The sequence below is a fragment of the Streptomyces chartreusis NRRL 3882 genome (genome assembly GCF_900236475.1).
In the GTDB taxonomy this organism is placed as follows: domain Bacteria; phylum Actinomycetota; class Actinomycetes; order Streptomycetales; family Streptomycetaceae; genus Streptomyces; species Streptomyces chartreusis_D.
In genome coordinates, this window is sequence record NZ_LT963352.1 from 4,263,995 (window position 1) to 4,286,587 (window position 22,593).

Below are 22,593 nucleotides of genomic sequence, written 5' to 3' on the forward strand. Positions count from 1 at the left end.
CCGCCTCACAATCGTCTGCTCTGTCCACCGCTGCCGTCGACACTACGTCCGGCACGGCGCGCGGCGATGCGACCGCTGTGGACACCCGCCACCCGGCAGGCCGGTTCCAGCCGGTCGGGGGGAGCGCTCCGGCCCGTCGGCGGGCGGGTGGGCGAGGCTCGGCGGATGGTGTCCGTGGTTGTCGTCCGGTGGGATCGGTCCGTGGGCCCGCCCGAGTCTGCGGGGCCGCAGTCGATTTTCCCACCACTCGAGGATCAGCCAGCCATGCCCCGCCTGTACCTGCGTCAGCCCGTCCGTGCTCTGCGCCGCTGTGCGGCGCGGCCCCATGTGCTGTTCGGAGGCGTGTACGGGGCGGTCCTGGCCAGCTCCATGGTGGCCGCCCTGACGGAGCAGGGTGAGACGGCGCCCGCCGACCGGTTCAGCAGCGCCCAGTGGCTCCTGGTCACGGCCGTCGCATCGGCCTTGGCGCACGGTTACGCACATCTGATCGCCTTGCGCGGCGACCGGACCCATCACGGTGTGCGCGCCGGGGTGCGGCTGTTGCTGTCCGAGTGGCCCTTGGTGGTGGCGACGGTGCCGACACTGGTCCTGCTGCTCGGCGCGGCCTGGGGGTGGTGGCCCTCGGCGGGCATCGAGTACGTGGCCTTCGCCGTGAACGTGGTGCTGCTGTTCGCCTGGGGCCTGCTCGCGGCCCGCGCCGCCGGTCGCACGTGGGGCTCCGCCTTGAGGATCGGCATGGTGGACGCGCTGCTCGGACTCGCGGTCGTGGTGGCCAACGCCCTCATCAAGTAGGGCAGTTGGCCGTTCGGGCCCGCCGACCGGCCGGTGCGGCGCTGTTCCGCCGGTCGGCGGGGCAGACCCGGCCGGTCGGCGGGGGTGTTACCGAAGCCTGCCGGATGGTCCGCCTCCTGACGGCACCGAAGCATTTTCCGTATGACACAGATACAGCCGTCCCAGGAGACACCGGCTCCGCAGGAGAACGCGCCTCCACGGTCCCGAACCTCGCCCGATTCGGCCGGGCAGGCCCCCGGCCGTCCCTCGATGGGGCGCCTCGTCGGGGTGGACCTGGCCCGCGCGCTGGCGGTGTTCGGCATGTACGTCGTGCACATCGGGCCGCCGCTGTCGGCCACACACGGCGTCGCCAGCTGGATCCGGTACATAGCCGACGGCCACTCGTCGGTCCTGTTCGCCACCCTCGCCGGCTTCTCGCTGATGCTGATCGCGGGCCGCTTCGAGCCGAAGACCGGCCTGGCGGGCCGGCAGGCGAAGGCCCGGATCGCGATCCGCGCCGTGATCCTCCTGGCGCTGGGCACCGTGATGGCGATGGAGTACGGGGGCGTGATCATCCTCGGCTTCTACGGCGTCTACTTCCTCCTCGCCCTGCCTCTGGTGCGACTGAGCGCCAGGACACTGGCGATCATCGCGGCGGGGCTCGCGCTCGTCACTCCGCAGCTGGCTTTCGTCCTGACCATGGGGTTGAGCGAGTCGGTCCAGCAGAGCATCAACGCCTACGACCCGCTCCGCCGCCTCAGCGAGGTGGGAGTGCTCGATCTGCTGCTCACCGGCTTCTACCCGGCGCTCACGTGGATGTCGTTCGTGATCGCCGGTATGGCGCTGGGTCGCATGGACCTGTCGGCGGCTGCCGTCCAGCGGCGCCTGGCGGCGCTCGGCGCAGGCCTCGTCGTGGGGGCCTACGGCTTGTCCCTGCTGCTGGCGGGCAAGAACGCGTTGCGGAGCACGGCCGAGGACATGTCGTCCTCCGGTGGCTCCGGGGCGGCGTCCATGGGCAGCGGGTCCATGGGCAGCGGGTCCATGGGGCCCCAGCGGTCGTTCTCGGAACTGTTGGCCGCCGGGCCGCACAGCGGCACCACGTTCGACATCATCGGCAGCGTGGGCGTCGCGATCCTCGTGATCGTGGGCGCGACGGTGCTGATGGACCGCCTGCCGCGACTGCGCCGCCTGGCGAAGCCGGTCATCGCCGTGGGCACGATGTCCCTGACCGCCTACGTCGGCCACTTCGTCGCACAGTCCGTGCTGTCCACGCCCGCCGGGACGGGGACCCAGCAGTCCTGGGTGCCGCTGCTCATGTACGTCCTCGGGGCGATCGTGTTCGCCACCGTCTGGTCCCGCTTCTTCCGGCGCGGCCCCCTGGAGCACCTGCTCAACACCGCCACCAAGCCCGCCAAGTACGTCCGGTGAGGTCCGGTCGGGGTGGCTCGGCTTCCTGCCCCACCCCGGCCTGAACGCTCTGCCGAAGCCCGCAGGGGATCTCCCTTGCGGGCTTCGGCTGTTGGGCGTACCGCGCGCACGATCCCCGCACCACTCGGCGCCCGCAGGCAGTCTCCAAGGTGCTGCCGTCGAGGGAGCTGACGGAGAAGACGGTGCGATCCACGTGGGGAGGCAGCCGGGACAGGCAGCGAAGAGCGACTCGGTGTCCCCTTCGCCCGAGGGTGTACTCCACCCTGAGGCCGGCGATGATGTGCTCGACGGGCTCGTCCGGGGTCGCGGGGACTGTCGGCGAGCAGAACGTCGAGGAACCGGCCGTGGCGGTACAGCACGGCGTATCCGGCAGATGTCCGACGCCACCATCCCGCCACCCGGCACGGCCGGCCCACGCCATGCGGCGGGGGCCGGCCGGTGGCCGACGGCCGATGGCCGACGGCACCGGCGAGCCCATGGTCAGGCCCGTCTCAGTCGCGGGGGCGTCCCGTCGAGGTCAGGAGCTGCGTCGCCGCGAGCTGCGCGTACAGCTCGTCCTTGGCCACCAGCTCCGCATGGGTGCCGACCGCGCGGACCCTGCCCGCGTCCATGACGACGATGCGGTCGGCGTCCGTGACGGTCGACAGGCGGTGGGCCACCACCAGCACGGTGGTCTCGCGTGCGGTGTCGGCGATGACGTCCCGCAGTGCCAGCTCGTTGACGGCGTCGAGCTGCGAGGTCGCCTCGTCCAGGAGCAGCAGCCGGGGCCTGCGCAGCAGCGCGCGGGCGATCGCGACGCGCTGGCGCTCGCCGCCGGACAGTTTCGTGCCGCGGTGCCCGACCGGGGTGTCCAGGCCGTGCGGGAGACGCTCGACGAGGGCGTCGAGCCTGGTCCGGGCGAGGACCTCGCGTATGGCGTCGTCGGTCGCGCCGGGCGCGGCGAAGACCAGGTTCTCCCGCAGCGTGCCGGCCAGCACCGGCGCGTCCTGCTCGACGTACCCGATGACGGACCGCAGCTCGGACAGCGGCCACTTGGTCACGTCCTTGCCGTCGACCAGGACACGGCCGCCGGTCGCTTCGTAGAACCGCTCGACGAGCGCGAAGACCGTCGACTTGCCCGCCCCCGAGGGGCCGACGAACGCGGTCATTCCGCCTCCCGGCACCTCGAAGTCCACCCCTTGGTGGATGTCCGGCAGCCGGGGCCCGTAACGGAAGGACACCCCCTCGAAGCGGACGGACGCCGGACGGGGCCGCACCGCAGGGGTCGCCGCGGGCCGCACCGACCGGTTCCGGTCCTGCTTCTCCGTCGCCAGGTGGTCCACCTGCGCGATGCGGGCGATCGCGGCCGCGCCCTCCTGGTAGTGGGACGCTGCCTCGACCAGCTTGTACACCGGCTCCATCAGGAAGAAGAGGTACAGCAGGAACGCGATGAGCGTGGACACGGGCATGTCCCCGGACGCCACGCGAGCCCCGCCGACGGCGAGTACCGCGAGGAACGCCAGCTCGACGGCGAGGTCGTCCGCCGAACCCAGCACGGCCTCCCACTTCGCGCTGCGCACGCCGTGGCGCCACGCCCTGCGTGCCGCCGCCTCGACGCGAGCGGTCTCCCGCTCCTCGGCGCCGGACGCCTTCACCGTACGGAACGCGCCGAAGACCCGCTCCAGGCCCGTGGACATCTCCCCGACAGCCGCCTGCGCGCGCTCGGCGGCCCGCCCGATCTTCGGCAGCACCAGCGCGGCAGCCACACCGACGACCGCGACCACGCCGAGCGTGACGCCCAGCAGGACGGCATCGAGGAACGCCATCACCACGACCGCCGCGACCAGCGTCACCGCCCCCGTCGCCGCGGAGACCACCGCCTGGGTGCTGACGGCCCGCAGCAGCGTGGTGTCCGAGGTCACCCGGGACATCAGATCGCCCGGTTGCATCCGGTCCACCTCCGCCAGCCGCAGCCGCAGCAACCGTCCGATGAGGCTGCGGCGGGCGGCGAGCACCACCGACTCCGCCGTCCGTTCCAGCACATAGGCGCCGAACGCCTCGGCCACCATGCTCAGCAGGACCAGAACGGTCATCGCCAGCAGGACGGTGCCGATCGTGCCACCGGACGAGAGCCGGTCGACCAGCGTCTTCGTCGCCAGCGGCTGCAGCAGCCCGCCGGCGGCCCCGGCCAGCGCGCACAGCAGACCGAGCGCGACGGCCCACCGGTGCGGACGGACGTACCCGTACAGCGCTTTGAGCGTCTCGCGGGCGCGCAGGGACTCGGCACCCGTCGCCTCCGGGGCGGATGCGGTGTTCACAGGATTCCTTTCCTATGTGTTCGGCCGCGCACCGCGTCAGCGGTTGCGGGGGGCATCGGCCCGCCGGGGGCCTTGGTGCGCGGAGATCAGGCGTACGACGGCCAGAGAGAGGCCGCCCGCGAGGCGAAGAGGTGCACCCCTGCTTCGTAGAACTCAGGACGGACGACGAAGAGGACACCGGCGCCCGCCACCAGCGTCAGGCAGATGAGTTCCAGCAATCCGCCTCCGCCAGGCTCGACGGCGGTCTCGGGCTCCTTGTCACGAACGTGCTGTGTCATGCCTTCAGGCTGGACGCCCGGCCGCTCGCCGCACATCCGGCGACTGTCCGGTCCTCCCCCGCCGATTGGCTGGAGAAGACCGGCCGGGGGCAGGAGGGGCAGCCGACGGGGGCGGGCCGGTCAGGGACCGGGCGATGACCGCCGAGCCGCCACCGTGGAGCAGCACGCTGCCGAGCACCGTCAGGGTCATGGCGTACAGGGCGGTCCAGTCGATGCCCTCGCCCACGGCGAGCACCACGGCGTTGCCGAGATCAGGCCCGGCTGACAGCACCGGCCCTTACCGCAGTCAGAGGCGTCGGGCCCCGCGCAGCCCCTGGGCGTAGTAGCCGTCGCCGTCGAGCCGTGAGGTGCCGCCCTTGTCACCCATGGTGGGGCCGCCCGCGTTCTTCCGGCTGGAGATGAAGCGCGGGTGGTCGGCGGTGTCCAGGCCGAGGTAGACACCGACGTGGCCGATCCGTTTGCCGGGCAGCTCCCGTGTTCTGAAGAAGACCAGGTCGCCGGGCTGGAGCTGCTGGATGACGGCGGGGCGGCGGTCGGTGAGGGGAATGACGGGTACGCCGAGCCGCCCGTGGGCGATCGCGTCGGGGGTCCGCTGCAGCCCGCTGCCCGCCGCGCTGTCCCGGCTGCTCAGCGGGAACTTGGAGCGGTATCCGTACACCAGCCGGACATAGCCGGAGCTGTCGACGGAGCGCGCGCGGTCCTTCTCGGGGCGGCGGGTGACCGTGTCGGGGAAGGTCCAGGGGATGCCCAGGTAGTCGTAGAAGTCCGAGCCCGTGCGCGGCTTCGCCTTCCCTTGCGCAGCACGCCCGGAGCCGCCGGCGGTGTCGGGTGTGTAGCGGGCGGCACCGCTGTATGTGACTCCCGCTGCCGTCGTCCGGACCGGGGCACCGGCGACGTAGTCGAAGGCCGTGGCGAGGATGTCGGGGTCGCGGCTGCCGAGCCGGGACGTGAGCCAGGTCCTGAACCAGCCGCTCCGCTCCGCTCCTCGGGCCCAGGGCTTGGGCAGCAACCGCACCCAGCTCTTGGTGACGACCTTGGCATCCGTCGTACGCGGCTCCGCGAAGGTCCTGCTGGGACCGGTCAGTACGGCCGTGCGGGCGCCGTCGGTGAACGTGGCGACGACGGTGCCGCTCGGGTCGCGTGCCACCGTGCGGGCGGGGTTGCCGATCCGCTCGAAGTGCAGCGGCCCGCTGCTGACCCGGATTCCGTCACCCAGTGATGCTTGCGCTGCCTGTGAAACCCTTGATGTCGTTGTTGCCGGTGAGGCATCAGGTTGGTCGGTACGGTGCTTGAGCTGCAGGGACAGCTCGCAGCTCGCCGCGAGCAGGACGGCTGTCACCAGGGACAGGACCGTGTTCCTGGTCAGGGAGAACCTACGGATTCTGGGCAGGAGGCGTTTCACTGGTCAACTCCGGATGGAGGGAAGGAGAGATGACGCCGCAGGTCGGTGCGGGGGCGGCTCATTTCGTGGGCAGGGCGCCCAGCAGCAGCCCGGACACCAAGATCACGTAGGTGGCGAAGGTGACCGCGCCGGTGGAGAGGACCGTCGCCGTCTTGGGCTGCCTCTCCAGCTGGTAGGCGATGAGCCCGGGCACGATGAACCCGAGGGCCTGATGGGCGAACAGCAGGGGGAACTCCTGCTGGAGCAACAGGGAGAGTCCGGCCTGGAGCAGGACGCCGATGAGCACGACGGCGGCGAACAGCCGCTTGCCGTAGAGGATGACGAAGCGTTGCAGCAGCTTGGTCAGCAGGTAGGTCAGGCCTGCCACGGCCGCGACCATGGCGGCGCGCCGCAGATCGTCGACGAGGGTGAGGGCGAGCCAGCCGGGGGTGATCATGCCGCCCGGTGAGAGGTTCGTGGTCAGGTAGCAGAGGAGGGAGAAGACCAGACCGAGTGCGATGCCGATGGCGGCGATCTGCGGGGTGACTACTGCGGGGATCAACGGGATGCTCCATGGGCGGAGTTGTGGTGGGCGCCGGGCGGTGTGAGGGCGTCGCTCGGATCGGCGGGGTCGGCGGCGGCGAGGTGGTCGGGCGGCAGTGCCGCGAGCCGCTCCAGGAAGAGTTCGCCCTGGCCGTGGATGTTGCCGATGGCGACGAGCGAGGAGTTGGGCCCCAGGTGAGCCAGCAGCTCCGTGGTGAGCCGGTCGGGGTCGCGGCGGTCGCCGCCGAGATCGACGACGTTCCCGGTCCAGTGCGCGGGGATGGCGTCGGCGGCCGACTTGGTGGGGTGGCCGATGAGGAACACCGTCTCCGGGTCTAGCTGGGGGATCAGCGCGCCCATCTGCCCGTTGCGCTCCACACGGTCGGGACGGCAGTTGATGACGACGTGCAACGGACGGTGGATCGCGGCCAGTTCGAGCAGCTGCTTGATGTTCATCAGCGTCGACTCGGGATCGTTGGCGGCGAAGACGTTCGCGAAGCGCAGCCGCTTTCCGTCCGGGGTGCGGTACCGCTCGACGGAGAGCACACCCGGGTCCGGGGGCGCCGCGTACATTCCCTTCAGCGCGGTCGCGCGGTCCACGCCGAGCAGTTCGGCGACCGCGATGGCGATGGCGACGTTCTCCTTGAAGGTGAACCAGCTGAAGCCGCGCAGTTCCTCGTCGGTGACGGTGTCCGGGTCGGCGTAGACCAGCTCGCAGTTCCGGGCGTCGGCCTCCTCCTGAAGGATGTGGAAGCGCTCCTTCTCGGCGGTGACACAGACGCCGCCCTCCGGCATCGAACGGCACAGGGAGCGGGCCACGTCGTCCAGCGTCGGGCCCATCTCGGCGAGGTGGTCCTCGCGGACGTTGCAGAGCACGCCGATGGTGGAGCGGATCAGCTTGGACTGGTTGATCTCCTGGAGCGCGGGCATGACGGCCATGCACTCCATGACCAGGACATCGGGCCGGTAGCCGGCGGCCCGCCGGACGATGCCGATCTGCTCCACGACGTTGGCGATGCCGAACTTGCGGTAGACCGGCTCCTCGGTGGCATCGGGGTGGATGAACCGGGCCGCGGTGCCCGTGGTCTTGGCGACGGTCACCAGGCCGCTGCCGCGCAGCGCGCCCGCGCACAGCCGGGTGATGGAGGACTTGCCCCGAATGCCGTTGACCAGCACTCGGGTGGGTATGGCGGCGAGGTTCGCGTCATGGCGGCGCTGTTCGACGATGCCTGCGACGAGCAAGCCGGCGCAGCACGCCGCGAGGACGCAGTACAGGAAGAGCATGGCAGGTCAGCTCCTGGGACCGGGGCCTGACGGGGAAGTGGAGGAGGTGGACGCCCCGTCCGGGGAACCGGGCACGGGCGGTGTGTCGGTGCGGAGAAGTCGCTGTCTGATCAGCTCGAGGCTGCGGGCGATGGATCCCACCTCGTCGTGGTAGCGCGGGTAGAGCACCGTTCGGCGGTCCCCGGCCGCCAACGCCTCGGCGCCCCGGGCGACTTCACGCAGCGGACGTACGACGACGAGGTACAGCCAGCCGATGCAGAGGGCGCCCGTGGTCACCCCCAGCAGACCGACGAGCATGATCCGCCGCTGTGCCTCGTACTCGGGCAGTCCGATCCAGAACACCGGCCTGATCGAGGCGACCTTCCAGCCGAGTGCGCCCGCGACGCCCAGCTTGTCGTTGAACGGCGCCACGGCGGCGACCGCCGGATCCCGCCGGCCGAGCAGCAGCTCGGCGGAGCCCTTGGTCGTGCGGTCGTCCTTCATCTGGGCCCGCAGCCGGCTGTCGGAGACCCGCCCGAAGGCCACGAACCCCTTGTTGGACGCGATGACCCGATGCTCGGAGTCCACCAGCCACACCGAGCCGAGACCGGGTCGGTCGAGGATGCCGGTCAGGTACTGGACCTTGAACTCGGCCACGACATAGTGGCGTCCGGATGCCGCCGTCCCACCCTTGACCGGCTGAGCGGCCACGGCGGCGAGCACCGGCTCCGTGCCGGAGGTGTTCGTCTGCCTGACCCCGGGCCTGATGCGGACCTTCGTCGGGGTACGGGGTTCGTCCCCGGCGCGGGCGAGGATCTTGCCGGCGCCGTCGACGACGTACAGGGACCGGTAGCGGCCGTGCTGCTCCAGGGACCTGTCGAGGACCTTGCGCGCCTCCTCCGACCGGGAAGCGTCGATCATGGTGGCCAGATGGGTGAGGTCCGCGTATCCGTCGTTGATCCCCCTGCGCACGCGATCCGCCGTCGTCTCGGTGCGTTGCCGCTGGTCGTCGGAGATCAGCCGGGGTACGACCGCAGCCGGGTGCGGCAAGGTGCTGCCGAGCGTCAGCAGCATCGACGCGGGCCAGGCCAGCAGAGCGAACGCGCACACCACGAGGACGGTGCGCAGTCCGAGCCGGCGCCGGCTCTTGCCGGTCCCGCGCGGAACACACGCCTTGGCCGGTGGCTGCGCGACCGTCTCCTGCGACGGCCCGCCCCTGCCGCGGAGTTGTAGGCGCAGCGCCTCCAGTGCGGCGCCGATCCGGGCGGGTTCTCCGAAGCGGGACACGTGGACGGGAGCCGTGAGGTCACCCGAGCCGAGCCGCTGCGCGTCGCGGCGCAACCGCAGCACAGGGCGCTGCACCAGCATGTGGAGGGCGGCGGTGACTCCGGCCGCGAGGGCCAGGAGCACGGCGGCGGCCAGGAGGGCGAGACGCAGGTCGCCGGTCCCTGCCCCATGGCGCTCGGTCTGCACCGTCGTGACGACCGTCAGTCCGAGTCCGCTGCTCGGACTCTCCTTCGAAGCAAGCCCCCGGGCCACTGCGGCGTACCCGACGGCGGTACGGGTGTTGCCTTCCGCCGCCCCGACGAGACTGCCGCTCGGACCGTTGAAGCCGCCGGCGGCGGTGTCCGACGGTCCCTTGCCCTGCGCCTCGCGGGCGGCGGTGCCGGCCAGCGCCTTGGCCTGCTCGGTGCCGGCTCCCGGCCCGGCCGAGGCGAGAGTGGCCCCGTCACGGTCCACGACGCCCAGCGTGTGCTGCTTGCCGACGGAGATGCCCGGCAGCTTCACGCTCTGGGAGGCGACGAGCAACTCCTGCCCGCCGCCTCGCGACAGCGTCGCGAAGGCCAGCAGCCGGGTGACGCCCGAGTCGTCCCGCACCAGTCTCGGTGGCGGGTTCGCCGGCAGCCCCCGAAGGTTCACCTTCCCGAGCGGTAGGGCCTCGCCCTGCGCGGCGAGCAGCCGACCGGTGGACTGGTCGACTACGGCGGTACCGCGCCACTTGGGGTAGGTCCGGTTGAGGCGGGTCAGCATTCCGTCCGCAGGTACGGACTTGGCGCCCGCGAAGTCCGCGGCCGCTGTCCGCAGATCGGTGACGCTCTGGTCGACGGCGCCCTGCAGCGCGACCGCCCCGTCCTCGGCGATGTGCTGCTGGGAGCTGAGGACGGCCTCGGGAACGCCGCGTTCGGCATCGCTCCCGACGGCGAACACCGTCAGGCCCGCGACGAGCGCCAACAGAACCGGCAGGGCCGCCAGTGGCGGCCGCACACCTCCTAACACCGCCATGTCCGCGCGACGCCGAGCGGAGCGCATTTTGGATATCGGGGATCGGGTGATGGTCAAGAAGAATCCTTTCCAGGAAAGAAGTTCTCGACCTGTCTGACGACGGGAATGCTTCGCCGGTTTATCGGGGAGGTGTGACGCTGCTCACCGAAAGAATTCACAGCCACCGTGACCTGCCGATTTGCACACCTGTGAGCATGGTGAATTTAGGCTTCACGAAATGCGAACAATTGCGATGGACCAACCCGAGAACAGGACGCCAATTACCCGCAAGGATTATTTTGCATTTCTTCTGCCTCGCCCATCCCGCAGTCGGCTGTTTCACCCCCGCCGATCGGCGGGGGTGCGGCAGTCGTAGAGGCCGAAGTTGCCCCTGGTGCGCCAGCCGTAGGCCCCGGAGCGGATGCGCTCGCAGTGGGACTTCACCCACGTCGTGGCGGGGGTGGTGGGTCGCAGGTGGGTGAGCAGCACGTAGCGGAGTTGGTGGGTGGCGATCAGGTTGCCGAGCTGCGGGGCGCTGGGGAAGGGGGTCTTCCCGGTGAATCCGCCCATGACGAGCACGGGTTGGGACTGAGCGCGCAGCAGACGTTCCGCGGGGTAGGCGGCCTGGGTCGCGAGCAGGTACTTCTCGCCTTTTCGGTGCGCGATGAGGTAGTCCAGCAGGGCGGCGTCGCGGGCGCTGGGCCGGCCGAGCTCGGCCCGGCGCAGGGCGCGCGGGTCGTGGAGGGCTCTGTGGTGGAACTCGCCGACCGGACCCGCTGTCGGGGACGTAGGGGCGCCCGCGTAGCGCGGGTCGAGGGACGAGACGGCCCAGCCGGCGGGTACGAGCAAAGTGGCCGCGATCCCGGCGGCCAGAGAGCCCTGGACCAGCCTCCGGGAGGCGCGTGACCCGCCGGACCACAGGCCGACGGCCCCGCACACCGCGAAGATCACGGCGAACGCCGGCAACCGGGAGACGAACCAGGTCGGCCTGTCGAGTACGAGCGCCCAGGCCACCGTCAGCACGATCGCCGACGGCAGCCACAGCCGTCGCCGGCCGCCCGCCTCGTAAGCGGACCGGAAGAGCGCGAGGCCGCCTCCGGCCAGCGCGGCGATCGCCGGTGCGAGCACGGCCGTGTAGTAGACGTGATTGCCGTTGGAGACGCTGAACACCACGGCATGGACGGCGAGCCAGCCGCCCCAGAGGAGGAAACCCGCACGCAGCGGGTCGGTCCGCGGCCGGCGGGCGCGCCAGATGAGAGCCGTGACGACGGCGAGCACGGCGAGCGGCAGGAACCAGGCGATCTGCGGGCCGACAGTGTGGTTGACGAGCATCCCCCAGCCGGTGTTCCCGGTCATACGGCCGGCGGCGGTGGCCGGAACGGCGCCGAACGCGGTGGCGTCCTCGCTGAAGCGGCTCAGGCCGTTGTAGCCGAAGACCAGGCTGAAGGGGTTGTTGTTCGACGTGGCATCGACATACGGGCGGTCGGCCGCGGGAGTCACCCACGCGATCAGCGCCCACGAGCAGGAGACGGTCAGCGTGACCGCACCGCTCAGCAGGAGGCGCAGAGCCCTCCGCAAGGGCAGGTCGGGCGCGGTGAGTTGATACACCGCGGCGAAGACCGGCAGGACGAGCCAGGCCTGCAGCATCTTCGTCTGGAAGGCGAGTCCGACCCAGACGCCACACGTGATCAGCGGGAGCAGCCGCCCGGTCCGTACCGCCTTCTGCAGGGCTCCGGCGGCTGCCACCAGCAGCAGCGTGAGTGCGGTGTCCGGGATGGTGGCCCTGTTCAGTGCCACGGTGACCGGAGTGAAGGTGAGCGTCAGCGCGGCGATCAGCGCGGCGAACGGCCCGGCCCAGGCCCGTACGATCCGGTGCAGCAGCCATACGGTGAGCACGCCCTCGATCACATGGGGCAGCGCGGCCGCCCACGTGTGCGGCCCGAAGATCCAGACGGAGACGGCGTCGGGCCAGAAGGCGCCGGGCACCTTGTCGAGGGTGATCGAACCGCTGGTGTCGAGACCGCCGAAGAAGAAGGCCCGCCAACTGGTGGCCATCGACCGTACCGCCGCGCTGTAGTAGGGGTGGATCGCGGCGTGCCCCATGCCCCAGGCGTACAGCAGTGCGGCGACGCCCAGCACCGCGGCCGGCGCCGGGCGTTCCCAGCGTGCCGGAGCTTCCAGCCGGTCGGCGCGGCGGTGCGATTCCCGGCCGAGGCCGGGGGAGCCGGTGCTCCGGGCTGTGGGGACGACGGCCATGGCGACGGTCCTTGACATCAGGGTCGAGGCGGAACACGCCCGGACTTCTGGTGGTGCCCGCCCGAGGCTCAGCGGACGCGATTCGCCAGTTTCGTGGCGCTGTTGAGCAGGTACTCCAGCGGTCCGCGTCGGAAGAAGCGGGACCAGATCGCCGCGAACACGGTGGCCCCGGCGATGAAGCAGAGCAGCAGCGCGGCGGAGGCGGACTGCGGCGGGGTGGCCGCTTCGCCGGGCAGGGCGAGGATCACCAGGATGTGGCCCACGTACAGGGTCAGGGACATGGTGCCGACGGCGATGACCGGCGTTGCCAGGCGACGCAGCCACGGCAGTCGGTCCAGGGCCACCGTCAGGCACAGGAGCACGGTGATCGCGATCCCGATGCTGCCGATGAGGTCGAACGTGGAACCGGTGTGCGGCTCGGCTGCCAGGAGCCCCCATGCGTCGGGGCCACCCAACCCACCACCGACGGGCGAGTCGAAGGATCCCGATGCCATGGCGGCGTCCTTCATGGCACCTGGGTCCTTCATGGCGCCGAAGTCCTTCATGTCAGGCATCCCGGCCATGATCTTCTGAGCACCACCGGTCAGCCGGAGCGCCAGCCACGAGACGCCGTATCCGAACGCGATCAGCGCGGGACCGACGACGGCCAGCCGCCGCTGGACCGTGCGGGAGGTCAGGTCCAGCCGGCCCAGCGCCATACCGGTGACCACGAACGTCATCCAGGTGATCGCCGGGTAGAGGCCGAGGAGCAGGAGGTCGAGCACGCCTACGCCGGACAGCCGCGCGATCGGGTCGTACGAGTCGATGCTGTTCACGATCGACTCGGTGAGCAGCGCCCGGATCACATACGCCACCTGCGGCGTGACGACCGCCAGCGTGACCGCGATGGCCGCGAGCGTCCTGGCCCGCAGCCGCAGCAGGGGCAGGGCCAGCAGGAAGTACAACGCGTAGAAGTTGAGGATCCCGGCACCGCCGAAGTTGGTCATCGCCAACGCGCTGCCCAGCACCAGCAGGATCACGGCCCGGATCACGATCCGGGCCCTCGCCTGCCGGCCGGCCAGTCCGGTCTTCGGCTCGAAGCGGCCCGCGATCAGCATCAACGAGAAGCCGGCGAGCGTGGCGAACAGCGCCGACGCCCGGCCGCTCGCCAGCTCCAGGAACCAGTCGCCGACGCCGCCGCCTGGCGTGGGTGCGGGGCCGACGTGCACGGCGAACATCCCGAACACGGCCAGTGCACGGGCGAGGTCCACCCCCACCAGCCGCGCCAACGGCGTGGGGCGTTCCATCGCCGTGTCGGACCCGGGTGAGGGTGAGGGCCGGGAAGACGTCTTCTTGGCGCTTTCGATCTCGGTCACCGGGACAACCCTGCCGAGGCGGTGGGCGGTCGACCATCCGCCGGGCTTCGGGAGGTGCCCCGCCGGTCGGCCGACCGATCCCCTCCGACTGGCGGGGGACGGTGGATGGGGCGCCGGCGCTGCCGTCCCTCCGGAGGCGCCTGCAGCTTCTGCTGCCCTCTTGTGTTCGATTCATCGACTCCTAAGGTCGTCGACGCTCCCGAGACCGCTGCTGATCTGCGGACTTACGCGCGGAAGCGCTTCGACAACCGTGTGCCGACCGGGCCCTCCGACTACCCCGCACGTCCTCGCCGCGCCCTCCCTGAGGGTCGACTGAAGCCTGGAGACCTCATGCAAATGTCCCGTCGTGGCGTTCTGATCCTCGGTGCCGCCGGCGCGGCCGCCGCCGGCGGCCTTCCCGCGGGCTCGGCCCGGGCCGCCGAGACGGCCGACGCAGCGGACGCCTCCGCGCGCACCGAGCGCCTGTATCTGTCCGGAGAGGACGCCGACCACCCGGTCGACTGGGACTTCCTGTGCACCAGCGGGCGGCGCAGCGGCAGTTGGGGCAGCATCCCGGTGCCGTCCAACTGGGAGTTCCACGGATACGGCACCTACAACTACGGGTGGAATCTGCGCCCGGAGGAAAAGGGCCGCTACCGGCACACCTTCACGCCGCCCGCCCACTGGCGTGACAGACGCGTCTTCCTCGTCTTCGAAGGGTCGATGACCGAGACCGAGGCGTGGATCAACGGCGAGTCGGCCGGGCCCGTCCACCGCGGCGGCTTCTACCGGTTCCGTCACGAGGTGACCGACAAGCTGCGTCCGGGCCAGGACAACCTCCTGGAGGTGACCGTCAGCAAGGAGTCCACCGACGACTCCGTCAACCGGGCCGAACGCCTGGGCAACTACTGGAACTTCGGCGGCATCTACCGCCCCGTTCACCTCGAGGCGTTCCCGCTCCAGCACATCGAGCGCATCGCCGTCGACGCCCGCGCCGACGGCACGCTGCGGATCGACGCCCATCTGTCGGGTACCGGTACCGCCGACCGTCTCGTCGCACGGGTCACCGACCTCTCCGGGCGCCCGGTCGGCGCCCCGTTCACCGCGGCCGTCGCTCCCGGCGACACGACGGTGACCCTCAGGACCGCTGTCGACTCCCCCCGCCAGTGGACGGCGGAGACCCCGCACCTCTACCGTGTCGAGGTCGCGCTCCGCGCCGACGACCACCGCACCGTCCACCGCGTCGACGAGAGATTCGGCTTCCGCACCGTCGAGGTGCGCCCCGGCGACGGCGTGTACGTCAACGGCGTCAAGGTCCTCCTCAAGGGAGCCAACCGGCACACCATCTGGCCCACGTCCGGCCGGGCGACCAGCGCCCGCATCAGCCGCAAGGACATCCTCCTGATGCGGGAGATGAACATGAACGCGGTCCGGATGTCCCACTACCCGCCGGACACGCACTTCCTCGACCTCGCCGACGAACTCGGGCTGTACGTGCTCGACGAACTGGCCGGCTGGCAGAAGTCCTACGACGAGGAGGCGGGCAGACCTCTCGTCGCCTCGATGGTCACGCGTGACGTCAACCACCCGTCGATCCTGTTCTGGTGCAACGGCAACGAAGGCGGCTGGAACACCGCCCTCGACGACGACTACGCCCGGCACGACCCCCAGCAGCGCACCGTTCTCCACCCCTGGGCGAACTTCGGCGGCATCAACACCGACCACTACGAGACGTACGACAGCACGCGCCGCATCCTCCAGGAACACGGCGACGTCTTCATGCCCACCGAGTTCCTCCACGGCCTCTACGACGGCGGCGCCGGCGCCGGGCTCGACGACTACTGGGAGCTGATGGGCCGTGAACGGCTCTCCGTCGGCGGCTTCCTGTGGTCACTGATCGACGAGGGCATCGTGCGCGACGACCTCGACGGTACCGTCGACGTGGCGGGCAACGCCGCACCCGACGGCATCCTCGGCCCCTTCCGCGAGAAGGAGGCCAGCTTCTACACGATCAAGGACATCTGGTCTCCGATACAACTCGCCGAACCGGAGCGGTTCACCTCCGGCCTGCCCAACGACTTCGACGGGCGGATCGCCCTCACCAACCACTACGCCTTCACCAACGCCCGTGCCTGCCGGTTCACCTGGCGGCTCCTGGACTTCCGCACCCCGTCGCAGCGGCGGGACGGCCACACGGTGCGTGCCCAGGGCACCGCCTCCGCTCCGGACATCGAGCCCGGCGCGCAAGGAGTGCTGCGCCTGCCCCTGCCGTCCGGCTGGCGACGCGCCGACGCCATGGCGCTCACCGTCACCGATGCCGACGGCCGCGAGATCCGCAGCTGGACATGGACCATCACGTCCGCCGCCGACCAGGCCCGACGGCTGGTACGGACGGGCCAGGGACCGGCCGTACGCGGCTCGCTGGTGGGCAACACCCTCACCCTCACGTCCCGCCACACCACGGTCACCCTCGACGCCACGACGGGGATGCTGGCCGGCGTCACCCACCGGGGGGCGGACTTCGCGCTGTCCCGCGGCCCGCTGCCCACCACCGGAACGGCCGACCTCACCCGCCTGACGCACGGGCCCGACGGCAACGGCTACACGGTGGAGGCCGAGTACTCCGGCGTCCTGCGCCACGTCCGGTGGCGGCTGCACCCCGGCGGCTGGCTGCAGTTGGACTACCGCTACCACCTCACCGGCGAGCACGACCTCTTCGGCGTCGGCTTCGACCACCCCGAATCGCAGGTGACCGGAGTGACCTGGCTCGGCCACGGACCCCACAGGGTGTGGAAGAACCGGCTGCGCGGCGTCGCGACGGACGTCTGGACGAAGCAGTACAACGACACCGCGACGGGTGCCGACGGCTGGGTGTACCCGGAGTTCAAGGGCTACCACGCGGGCGTCCGCTGGGCGTCCCTGCACACCACCGCCGGACGTCTCACCATGGTCTCCGAGGACGAGAACCTCTACCTCCGCCTCTTCACCCCCCGCTTCGGACCCGACCCCCGCCACACCGCGCCGCCCTTCCCGCAGGGCGATCTCTCCTTCCTCGACGCCATCCCGGCGATCGGCACCAAGTTCGACCCACCGGCCTCGCTCGGCCCCAGCGGCGGCCCCACCACAGCGACGGGCGACTACGGTCGAACCCTGTACTTCTCGTTCTCCCACTAGGCCCTTTTCGGTTGGATCAGGGCCTCTGTGAGGTGCGGTGCCTTCCGGCCGACCCGAGCGGGTCTGGTGCGTGCCAGACCCCGCGACGCCGGGCTGATCCAAACGACGGGGCCTAGCGCGCGCCGGTGGCGGCCAGGAACAGTCAGCTTTCGGCCGTGAGAGCGGTGGTGCGGGCGCTCGATCCCTCACTGAACGGATCCACTTGAGGAAGACGTCGCGGAGCCGATCGCGGTCGTCCGACTCGGGGACCATCTGTCACACCGGCCCCTCCACCTACGGCGGAAAAACTTCGGCTATGCGATGGATTGGATCGACTCCTCTTCACGCCAGGAGGCCACTTGGACAGGGAAAACGCAACTTCGACAGGACCCGCGGAGGCAGCTACCTTCACCTGGCCTTGGGCGATCGCCCACGGTCGCACAGGAGTTCCTTCAGGGAGAGACGCATGCCCCATCTTGCGCTGTACACATTCGGCGTCCTGAAGTCACCTCTCGCCGATCCCGCACCTCTCACGCGCGAGTTCTACGACGTTGGTGAGGCCGTCTACCGGAAGATCAGTCAGCACCCCGGGTACCTCGCGCGTGCTGAAGCGGCAGACGGTGACCGGGGCATGCTCTTCGAGGCGGACTGGGGTGCATGGGGAGAGTTCGCCGTACCGACTTGGTACGACAAGGGCCGTACGGTGGAAACCACCGCCCTGGCCGCGACCCTCTCACTCTGGACCGACCTGCGCCCCGCCTTCGACGCCGTCTACACCGGTCTGCACCGTGAGGCGCTGAACAGGCGTTACGACTGGTTCGAGAGGACAAGGCACCCGAATTACGTGATGTGGTGGGTCTCCGACGGCGTGATACCCACCTGGCAGGACGGGGTTTCCAGGCTGGAACACCTCCACGACCACGGCTCCGCGCCGCACGCCTTCACCTTCCACCACTCGTTCGCCCCGGAGGGAACGCCGACCAGGACCAAATGACGGCGAACAGATGCGTCTGCGGTACGGCGGATCCGCTGGATCTCCGCCATGCACTGCTCCTTGGGCCGGTGGTCCCGGGGCTCAGGCCACCGCGTTCAACAAGTCGGCCGGCACGTCGGGTCGTTCCAGGGTGATGAAGTGGCCGGCCTTCCGTACCTGCGTGAACTCGGCGGCCGGCAGCAGCCGCTTGTCGGCCTCCCGGTCCGAGGGCCGGGACCAGTCCTTCTCGCCGTAGACGAGGTGGACGGGCGCCTTGACCTCCGGGTAGCGCGAGCGGGCCGCGATGAGGCTGGGCAGGGCCTGGTACACACCCCGGGCGACGGTCGGGTAGCCGGGGCGGCGGCCCACCTGGAGGAGCTCGTCCACGTAGTCCTCCCGCAGCGCGCTCTTGTCGCCGAGGCCGCCCTGAAGGATCTTGCGGAGGGCGGGCTTGGGTTCCACCCCGGCGATCACCGGGCCGACTCCGGGGGTGAGGACACCGCTGACCACCACGCGGGCGAGGAGGCTGGACCGGGCGATTCCGCCGGGGAAGTCGTAGGTGTTGACCGCGACGACGCGCCGTACCCGCTCCGGGAGATCGGCGGCGGTGGTCAGGGCGAGCACCGCCCCCATGGACTCCCCTACCAGCGTCACGTCGTGGAGGTCGAGTCCGGTGAGGAGCCGCTCGACGCCCGCGCGCATGGCCGGCTCGTCGTACGACGCGCCGGGCACGATCTCGGAGTAGCCCATCCCCGGCAGGTCGAGGGCGTACACGGTGTAGCGGTCCGCGATCAGCGGGATGAGGAGTCGGAAGTGCTCGGCCTGGGTGCGCACGGTGTGCAGCAGGACCAGGGGAGCGCCGGTGCCCGCCGTGAGGTAGCGCAGGGTTCCCTCGCGGCCGTCACGTCCCGCGCGCGGGGCGATGGTGTGGCTGGTGGTCCCCGGAATGTGGATCGTGGGACGTGCCTCGTGGCTGGGCATCTCGCCGGCTCCTGGTGAGTGAAGGGGTTACTTCGCCAGCTGGGCGTACAGTCCCGCCAGGTCGCCGGCCAGGCCCGCCTTGACCTGCCGCGAGATGTCGTCGGCGAGCACCTCGTACGCGCCCGTCTCGACCCCGTCGAGGGCGAGGGCGGCGACGTCACGAGGGTCGGACTTGGGTGCGTCGACATCCGCCGCCAGGTCCGTGTCGACGTAGCCGACGTGCAGTCCGGTGACGGCGATGCCGCGCGGCTGAAGCTCCAGGCGCAGGGAGTTGGTCTGCGACCACAGGGCTGCCTTGGAGGCGCTGTAGGAGCCGCCGAGGGCGAGCCAGGAGAGCACGGAGTGCACGTTGAGGAGGTGGCCGCCGCCGTTGCGCTCGATGACCGGCACGAAGGCCCGGGCGACCAGGAGTGGACCGTAGAAGTTGGTCTCGAACTCCCGGCGGATGTCGTCGACCGGGGAGTCGAGGAAGGACGCGCCGACCGCGGCGCCCGCGTTGTTGATCAGAACGGTGACGTCTCCCGCCTGCGCTGCGGCGGCCGCCACGGAGGCCGGGTCGGTGACCTCCAGCGCGACCGGGACGGCGTCGGGGTGCGTCACTGCGCGCGGGTCGCGGGCCGTGGCGTAGACCTTGCCGGCACCGCGCGCGTACAGCTCCTCCACCAGCGCCTTGCCGATGCCGCGGCTGCCGCCGGTGACGAAGACGTTCGCGCCCTTCAAAACGGTCATGACTCTCTCCACAGAACGGGAAACCGATCGGTTTCCAACACCGTAAACCGATCGGTTTCCAGGCGCAAGTCGAGCGGAGCTCGGCGCGGCTCCGTCTGAGCCCGCGGCCGGGCGCCGACGGGGCACCGGACCCCGCTCGCAGGGTTCAGCCCACAGCGACGGCAGCAAGGTGCACACCCCCGGCGGGCACTGCCGGCCCCTGGCGCATCGGCGCCGCTGACCGGGCGGTTGAGGGACGGGGCGCTGAGCAGTGCGGAACACCTCTCAGCGTGCCCTGCTTTCACGCGAGCCTGCCTCACCGGGCCGAGGGATTCGCGCGGGGCGTGCGCGGCGTGCGGGCTGCCAGTTCCAGCAGTTCGTCGACCGACCACTGGTCGTAGACGTGCTCGCCGTACTTGGCGGCGAGCACGCGGCCGTCGGACGCGATGAGTAAGTCGGCGGGAAGCCCGAGCCGGCCGCCGTGCGGGCTGGTCGAGGGCAGGTGCTCACGCCCGCGGGCGACCTCCCGTACGCCGCTCAGGACGGCCCGGACGATCGCCCCCCAGGCGCGCGGGTCGAGCAGGGCGCGGGGTGACCGATCCACGCCGAACTCCGCGTACAGGCGCTTGCCGGGGTCCGCGACGACAGCGAACGGCAGGTCGGTGGTGTGGGGCAGCAGTTCATCCGCGGGCGAGTGGAAGACCACCACCTCGCGTACACCGGCCGCCTCTATCTCCCCGTGCCGCCGTACCACCGACCTCAAGTGCAGGTTGCAGACCGGACAGCCGGCGAACCGCCGGAACTGGAGGTGGGTCAGCCGGCCAGGAGCGGGAACGGCCACCTGGTCGCCCGAGACAGTGGTGACACTTCGCTCGTTCACGGTGGAACCGGGCTCAACGTGACTACGGGACATGCGCATGACGTTCCCCTCTGTAAGCGTACGACATACGCCTATGTAGGGTAGGCGTATGCCGTACGCTGTCAAGCGTCATGCCGCGCCCACGTTCACTCACCCAGGAGCAGCTGGCCTCCGCCGCTCTCGCCGTCATCGACCGCGACGCGCTCGCCGGACTGTCGATGCGCGCAGTCGCCCAGGAACTCGGCATGAGCACCATGGGGCTCTACCGATACGTCGATGACCGCGAGGAGCTCGAAAGGCTGGTCGTCGAGCTCGTGCTAAGCGCCGTGGACACCGAGCCGCCGGACCGCGACGCGTCATGGCGCGAGCGGATCGAGGTCATGGCGCGGCGCCTGCGTGACACCGTGGGCGCCCACCCCGCGGTGGTGCCCCTCACCATCACCCATCGGCACCGCTCCCTCGGAGTGCTGCGCTGGTCGGAAACCGTGCTCGGCGTCCTCACCGAGGCCGGCATCGAGGGCGAGCGGCGGGTCGTCGCCCTGCGCGGCCTGCTCAGTTACGTCATCGGGGCGATCCAGCTGGAACACCTCGGGAGCCTGTCCGGTCCAGGCACGGTGGCCATCAGCCAACTGCCCCCCGCCGACTTCCCGCACATGGCCGAGACCGCCCGGCACGCCCGGAACGTCGGCCCCGACCAGGAGTTCCTGGGAGGACTCGCCATGCTGCTCGACGGCCTCGGCGCGTGAAGCCGCGCCTCAGCCCGCTCACGCGCCGATCAATCCTGCCCGGCCTGCCTTTGCACCTGCTCCAGGACCTGTTTCGCGGAGCTCGCCCCGCTGAAGAGGTCGGGGCCGTACTGGTTGAGCAGTGCGTTGACCCGCTCCCAGTGTTTCGTCGTACGCAGCGGGGTCGCCGCAGCGTTGGCGGCTTCGAGAACCTCTCGGGCACCGGCGAGGCGGGCGTTCTCGTACCACGCGTGCTGTGCCGACTCACGTGACGGATAGGCACGTCCCACCCCGCCCAGCCATTCCAGTTGCTTCTTGGCGGTCATCAGCGTGATCGCCTTGAACGCCCGCTCCGGGTCCGGGCAGGACTTGGAGATACCGAACCCGGAACCGGACGAGTACGTCCTGCTGCCGTCCGGGCCGGCGGGAATCGTGGTCAGGCCCACCTGGAAGCCGGCCTGGTTCTTCAGGTTCAGCAAAGCCCACGGCCCGTTGGCGCCCATGGCCACGTTGCCGCTCAGGAACTCCCTGTCGGAGAACGCGGGATCGACCGCGGGCAGGCGGGGGGCGACCTTCTTCCTGGCCGCCAGGTCGGCGTACCACTGCACGCCCTCGGTCATGGCGGGGGTGGTGAGTCGCAGTTTGCCCGCCCCGTCGGTGGGCTGCGCCCCGGTCTTGGTCAGCACCATGGGGAACATCCACACATCCTGAGGCGCCGCCACGAACCCGTACCTCCGGTCCCCGGTCAGCTTACGGGCGGCCGACTCGAACTCGGCCAGAGTCCACCCGGGCCTGGGCTCCGGCACCCCCGCGTCCCGGAACATGTCCTTGTTGTACGTGAGGATCACCGGGCCGACGTCGTACGGCAGCGCGTACTGCTTCCCGTCGGCACTCAGCCCTTCCATGACGGACTTGTCGAAGTCCGACACATCGAACTTGTTCTTGGCGATCAGATCGTCGAGCGGCAGCATGCCCTGGGTGTAGCCCGTGGTGCGGAGCGCCTGCATCGAGACGATGCAGGGTGCGTCGCCGTTGCCGAAACGGGTGCCGAGCTTGGCGAAGTAGTCATCGAAGGACGAGGTCTCCAGTTTGATCGTGATCTCTGGATCCTCGTTGGACACGCGGTCCGCGAGCTCGTGCCAGACCTGCTGTTCCTCGCCACCGTTGGCCCACATCGACCAGGTCAACGTCTTCGAGCCGCCACCCTCGGCGCCGCACGCCATGACCAGCGTCCCGGCCAGCGCCAGGGCGACGGCTGCCCTCGCTGCGATGCGCGACCTCGTCATGAAACGTCCAGATGTTCCCTTTAATGGGCATATGCACGCATTATGACATGGTGCACCTGTGCACACCCGGCACTGCTGCACCGTCCGGGCTGGAG

18 protein-coding genes are annotated in these 22,593 nt (G+C 70.5%); 5 read left to right on the forward strand and 13 right to left on the reverse strand.

Annotated elements, in window-relative coordinates:
- Positions 1-264: 264 nt before the first annotated feature.
- Both SCNRRL3882_RS19100 and SCNRRL3882_RS19105 read left to right on the forward strand, forming a co-directional pair.
- Positions 265-792, forward strand: a complete 528-nt coding sequence (locus SCNRRL3882_RS19100) for a hypothetical protein (protein WP_010032215.1) — start codon at positions 265-267, stop codon at positions 790-792.
- A 141-nt stretch (positions 793-933) separates the two neighbouring features.
- A complete protein-coding gene (locus SCNRRL3882_RS19105; protein WP_029180634.1) occupies positions 934-2,199 on the forward strand; it encodes a DUF418 domain-containing protein in 1,266 nt (421 codons plus the stop codon).
- A 491-nt stretch (positions 2,200-2,690) separates the two neighbouring features.
- Here the strand turns inward: SCNRRL3882_RS19105 and SCNRRL3882_RS19110 are convergent, their stop codons facing one another.
- From SCNRRL3882_RS19110 to SCNRRL3882_RS19140, 9 genes are all read right to left on the reverse strand, one after another.
- Positions 2,691-4,496, reverse strand: a complete 1,806-nt coding sequence (locus SCNRRL3882_RS19110) for an ABC transporter ATP-binding protein (protein WP_010032219.1) — start codon at positions 4,494-4,496, stop codon at positions 2,691-2,693.
- A gap of 86 nt (positions 4,497-4,582) precedes the next feature.
- On the reverse strand, positions 4,583-4,774 hold the full coding sequence (locus SCNRRL3882_RS40825; RefSeq protein WP_158688374.1) for a hypothetical protein: 192 nt from the start codon (positions 4,772-4,774) through the stop codon (positions 4,583-4,585).
- A 4-nt stretch (positions 4,775-4,778) separates the two neighbouring features.
- Entirely contained in the window at positions 4,779-5,045 is a 267-nt protein-coding gene (locus SCNRRL3882_RS40830) for a hypothetical protein (protein ID WP_159399450.1), read from the reverse strand.
- 15 nt (positions 5,046-5,060) lie between these two features.
- Positions 5,061-6,176 carry an NlpC/P60 family protein gene (locus tag SCNRRL3882_RS19115; protein WP_231911144.1) on the reverse strand — a complete coding sequence of 372 codons (1,116 nt, stop codon included), beginning with the start codon at positions 6,174-6,176 and terminating at the stop codon, positions 5,061-5,063.
- 58 nt (positions 6,177-6,234) lie between these two features.
- Entirely contained in the window at positions 6,235-6,717 is a 483-nt protein-coding gene (locus tag SCNRRL3882_RS19120; protein ID WP_010032222.1) for a poly-gamma-glutamate biosynthesis protein PgsC/CapC, read from the reverse strand.
- Positions 6,714-7,982 (reverse strand): poly-gamma-glutamate synthase PgsB, encoded by a 1,269-nt coding sequence (gene pgsB / locus SCNRRL3882_RS19125; protein ID WP_010032223.1) that lies wholly within the window; start codon positions 7,980-7,982, stop codon positions 6,714-6,716. Before pgsB ends, SCNRRL3882_RS19120 begins: the two co-directional genes overlap by 4 nt.
- A 6-nt stretch (positions 7,983-7,988) precedes the next feature.
- Positions 7,989-10,226 (reverse strand): cache and HAMP domain-containing protein, encoded by a 2,238-nt coding sequence (locus SCNRRL3882_RS19130; RefSeq protein ID WP_010032224.1) that lies wholly within the window; start codon positions 10,224-10,226, stop codon positions 7,989-7,991.
- 336 nt (positions 10,227-10,562) lie between these two features.
- Positions 10,563-12,479, reverse strand: a complete 1,917-nt coding sequence (locus SCNRRL3882_RS19135) for an ArnT family glycosyltransferase (RefSeq protein WP_010032225.1) — start codon at positions 12,477-12,479, stop codon at positions 10,563-10,565.
- A 68-nt stretch (positions 12,480-12,547) separates the two neighbouring features.
- Complete coding sequence (locus SCNRRL3882_RS19140) at positions 12,548-13,834, reverse strand: DUF418 domain-containing protein (protein ID WP_010032227.1); 1,287 nt, start codon at positions 13,832-13,834, stop codon at positions 12,548-12,550.
- Positions 13,835-14,170: 336 nt separating this feature from the next.
- Here SCNRRL3882_RS19140 and SCNRRL3882_RS19145 point away from each other — a divergent pair, with 336 nt between their 5' ends.
- Complete coding sequence (locus tag SCNRRL3882_RS19145; RefSeq protein ID WP_010032228.1) at positions 14,171-16,987, forward strand: glycoside hydrolase family 2; 2,817 nt, start codon at positions 14,171-14,173, stop codon at positions 16,985-16,987.
- Positions 16,988-17,432: 445 nt separating this feature from the next.
- Positions 17,433-17,960 (forward strand): DUF3291 domain-containing protein, encoded by a 528-nt coding sequence (locus tag SCNRRL3882_RS19150; RefSeq protein ID WP_010032230.1) that lies wholly within the window; start codon positions 17,433-17,435, stop codon positions 17,958-17,960.
- 81 nt (positions 17,961-18,041) lie between these two features.
- On the opposite strand, the gene SCNRRL3882_RS19155 is transcribed toward SCNRRL3882_RS19150, so the two are convergent.
- The 3 genes from SCNRRL3882_RS19155 to SCNRRL3882_RS19165 form a co-directional block, all read right to left on the reverse strand.
- Positions 18,042-18,920: an alpha/beta fold hydrolase gene (locus SCNRRL3882_RS19155; protein WP_010032232.1), complete on the reverse strand. Its 879-nt coding sequence runs from the start codon at positions 18,918-18,920 to the stop codon at positions 18,042-18,044.
- A gap of 27 nt (positions 18,921-18,947) precedes the next feature.
- On the reverse strand, positions 18,948-19,649 hold the full coding sequence (locus tag SCNRRL3882_RS19160) for an SDR family oxidoreductase (protein WP_010032234.1): 702 nt from the start codon (positions 19,647-19,649) through the stop codon (positions 18,948-18,950).
- Positions 19,650-19,944: 295 nt separating this feature from the next.
- Entirely contained in the window at positions 19,945-20,547 is a 603-nt protein-coding gene (locus tag SCNRRL3882_RS19165; RefSeq protein ID WP_050810128.1) for a peroxiredoxin-like family protein, read from the reverse strand.
- A 71-nt stretch (positions 20,548-20,618) separates the two neighbouring features.
- Between SCNRRL3882_RS19165 and SCNRRL3882_RS19170 the strand changes: the two genes are divergently transcribed.
- Entirely contained in the window at positions 20,619-21,233 is a 615-nt protein-coding gene (locus SCNRRL3882_RS19170; RefSeq protein WP_010032240.1) for a TetR/AcrR family transcriptional regulator, read from the forward strand.
- Between the two features lie 29 nt (positions 21,234-21,262).
- Here the strand turns inward: SCNRRL3882_RS19170 and SCNRRL3882_RS19175 are convergent, their stop codons facing one another.
- Complete coding sequence (locus tag SCNRRL3882_RS19175; RefSeq protein ID WP_010032242.1) at positions 21,263-22,498, reverse strand: ABC transporter substrate-binding protein; 1,236 nt, start codon at positions 22,496-22,498, stop codon at positions 21,263-21,265.
- Between the last annotated feature and the right edge of the window lie 95 nt (positions 22,499-22,593).